This is a genomic window from Clostridium sp. UBA6640 (assembly GCF_002455975.1).
Lineage (GTDB): Bacteria > Bacillota > Clostridia > Clostridiales > Clostridiaceae > Clostridium_J.
Genome location: NZ_DKLM01000088.1, coordinates 1 through 3557, shown reverse-complemented (window position 1 = coordinate 3557; position 3557 = coordinate 1). Strand labels below are relative to the sequence as shown.

Here is a 3557-nt window from a genome sequence, read left to right as displayed (position 1 = left end):
ACCTTAACATAAGATGTATTTAAATAATACAAGTGTGCCATTTGAATTTGTTGTGTAGCATTGAACCTTAACATTGGATGTATTTAAATTTTTTACATGTCCTACATTCATAACTAGTATAAATAGTTGAACCTTAACATAAGTAAAATAAAAAAATAATTAAAGTTATTGTTATTAGTTATAATTATTAATGTGGATATAATGTCTAGACAACTGTATAATAATGGTGAGGCTAGACAAAATAATTGAAACTTCTTATGAGGTGAAGTATATGATTGATATTGAAAATAAAGTTCATGAATTAAAAAAATACTTTGAAGACAAATTCGTTATATTAGCTGTATGGATTATTGGATCTTATGGTACAGAGTATCAAAGATAGGATAGCGACATAGACTTTGCACTTCTTTTTGATAGCGATATTTCACTTATGGATGAAATGGCTATATCTTACGAAATATCTGATATCATAGGCTTTGAGAATGTAGATACTATAGATTTGAGAAAGACACCTATAAGATTACAATTTAAGACTTTAAATGAAGGTAGAGAATTTTATGAGAGGGATTTCATAAAGGTATCCGATTATATGGAATATGTTTTTAATAGACATAGGGATGAAAAATATTATTTAGAATNNGTTGAACCTTAACATATGATGTATTTAAACTGTACATATATGTAATAATTTAACATTGAATTTAGTTTAACCTTAACATTAGATGTATTTAAATTCTACATTTAACGCTAAATCTAAATCTGTACTGTGTATGTTGAACCTTAACATTAGATGTATTTAAATTCTACCTCACTTTGTTTCTTAAACCACTCTTTAAAGTTGAACCTTAACATTAGATGTATTTAAATTTGCTTTTCTTCTTTCAGACTCGTTTCCTGCTGAAGCTTGAACCTTAACATTGGATGTATTTAACACCCCTGCGGGAAAAATTCCCCTGGGGTGCAGTAAATTTATTAGCGTAATTTCTGAAGTCTTTACTTTCTAAGTATCTTAGTTTTAAAATTATATAAAGTTTTACCAACCTCAAAGAAAACAAAGTTACTCATAACCTATTGAAAATCTAAGGTTTACGAGGAACTTTTTATTAGTTTTCTTTAAAATGCAAAGCGATTGGTAAAATTTTTAATAAATTCCTTATTCTCAATGGCTTAAGGGAGATAATGCAAATAGGGAATGGATTGATTACAATGGATAAACCTTATACAAGTGAAAATTGAGAACGGATAATTTACAATTAAGGTTAAAATTAGTTTTAATTAAACTAATTTTTAAAATGAATATTCTAGCAAAAGTTGATATTTTACTCTAGAATAAATAAATTAAATCATAATTTTTCTCTTGTAAGAGAGAAATATCAATAGTTATCCATTGTCAATAGTCAATTCTCAATTGATGAAGTTGAACCTTAACATAAGATGTATTTAAATGTTTTTTCTGCTAGGTTACTAGCAAATTCGTCGAGTTGAACCTTAACATAAGTAAAATAAAAAATAATTAAAGTTATTGTTATTAGTTATAATTATTAATGTGCATATAATGTCTAGACAACTGTATAATAATGGTGATGTTAGACAAAATAATTGAAACTTCTTATGAGGTGAAGTATATGATTAATATTGAAAATAAAATTCATGAATTAAAAAAATACTTTGAAGATAAATCTGTTATATTAGCTGTATGGATTATTGGATCATACGGTACAGAGTATCAAGGAGAGGATAGCGACATAGACTTTGCACTTCTTTTTGACAGTGATATTTCACTTATGGATGAAATGGCTATATCTTGTGAGATATCTGATATCATAGGCTTTGAGAATTTAGATACTATAGATTTGAAAAAAGCACCTATAACATTACAATTTAAGACTTTAAATGAAGGTAGAGAATTTTATGAGAGGGATTTCATAAAGGTGTCTGATTATATGGAATATGTTTTTAATAGACATAGAGATGAAAAATATTATTTAGAATCCTTTAGAAAGGATTACTACGATAGCTTTAAGTTGTAAGAAGTGATATTATGAATTTTAGTTTCACATTTCATATAAAAAACTAAAATGATGATTGTCAGTGATTAATACTGTTTAACTTATAGAATCCTTATTTTAAAGTTAAATTTATATGTTTAAACAGACATTTAGAAAGACCAAAGACATCTTTTGTATTATTAACCTTTCTATTATAATTAGTGTATTCTACTAAATTTAGTAATGATAGCAGCTAAAGTTCTAGTAAATACAGTTATCAATAAGCATTGTGTCTAATCATACTCTGTAGAATAGAAATTAATTACATTATGTGATATACTAATGCTAGATATTATTTATAATAATAAAATTGTATAAAAAGTTGGTGAAAGCATGAATGTTTTAGAAGAGTTAGAAATTCCTAATATAGATACGTTAATAGGAATAGCTTTATTTGGTAGCTTCAACACAGAATATTGGCATAAAGGACGAAGTGATATTGATATTTTACTTCTATTAGAATATAGAAAATCAGTAAGCTTTGAATTTGAAGTTGAGGACATTCTAGAATCTATATTTAGAAAGTATTTTTCTTACGATAATATTCATATCACTTTTTTATATATGAAGGAATTTGATTCAACATTAGCAACGGAATTTATTAAAAGTGAGAACAAATTAATTATAGATAGTTTGAAGTATATGGATTTTAGACTATACGTTAATAAGTATAGAAGAAATAATCAATGGTTAGAGAATTTAGTTGAGAAAGACAAAGAAATTCTAAGGAGAGAAAGAAATGAGTCCATATTATAAATATAAAAAAGAACGATTAGAATTAAAATTTAAAATAGCTCAAGATACCTTAGCTTTAATGCAAGGTGCAATTATGGAATATACTAATACTAAATCTGTATATATTAGAAGAGCAATATTAGGATATTTTCAAGATTTTACAGAGTATATCATAGATATGTGTGAAACTTATCTTGTTATGACTGATAATTATATTGATGGAGTATCAGGAATAGAGCTAATTAAGGGAGCTAGGATTCATGGTTTTTTAGATGATACCCTATGTGAATTTTTGATTACTATAGTTAGATTAAGAAATAGATATACTCATGATTATTACAAAAGAGAAGGTGTAGAAGAAGATATAATAACCTGTTGTTTTTCAGAAATTATGTATCTTCAAATATTTTTAGAAATAACAGAAAATGAAATACATTTAGTAAAAACAAATAAAAAGAATAGATAATATTTTGTATTTAATAAGGCAGCTAGAAATTAAATTTTACAAACCTCAAGGAAACTAAAGTCCCTCATAACCTATTGAAAATTCAAGGTTTATGAGGATTTTTTTATCAATTTCTTTAAAAACACAAAATGGTTGGTAAAATTTTTAGTAAATCCTTTATTTTCAATGGTTTAAGGGGTATAATGAAAATGGAGAATGGCTTGATTGCAGTGGTTGAACCATAACATAAGATGTATTTAAATGCAATGTGCTGTTGATTTAAGATAAGTTCCTGTTTTGTTGAACCATAACATAAGATGTATTTAAAT

General features: G+C 25.8%; 4 protein-coding genes. All 4 read left to right on the top strand.

Annotation, left to right across the window (positions count from 1 at the left end; all coding sequences use genetic code 11):
- The first annotated feature begins 391 nt into the window (after positions 1 to 391).
- Positions 392 to 652: a nucleotidyltransferase domain-containing protein gene (locus B2W91_RS10265; protein WP_291580537.1), complete on the top strand. Its 261-nt coding sequence runs from the start codon at positions 392 to 394 to the stop codon at positions 650 to 652.
- Between the two features lie 973 nt (positions 653 to 1625).
- Positions 1626 to 2030 carry a type VII toxin-antitoxin system MntA family adenylyltransferase antitoxin gene (gene mntA / locus B2W91_RS10260; protein ID WP_291580536.1) on the top strand — a complete coding sequence of 135 codons (405 nt, stop codon included), beginning with the start codon at positions 1626 to 1628 and terminating at the stop codon, positions 2028 to 2030.
- Positions 2031 to 2381: 351 nt separating this feature from the next.
- Positions 2382 to 2804 carry a nucleotidyltransferase domain-containing protein gene (locus B2W91_RS10255; RefSeq protein WP_291580535.1) on the top strand — a complete coding sequence of 141 codons (423 nt, stop codon included), beginning with the start codon at positions 2382 to 2384 and terminating at the stop codon, positions 2802 to 2804.
- The gene (locus B2W91_RS10250; RefSeq protein WP_291580533.1) at positions 2788 to 3249 is read left to right on the top strand and encodes a hypothetical protein; all 462 of its coding nucleotides are present in this window, start codon (positions 2788 to 2790) and stop codon (positions 3247 to 3249) included. The genes B2W91_RS10255 and B2W91_RS10250 overlap by 17 nt, the downstream gene beginning before the upstream one ends.
- Positions 3250 to 3557 lie beyond the last annotated feature (308 nt).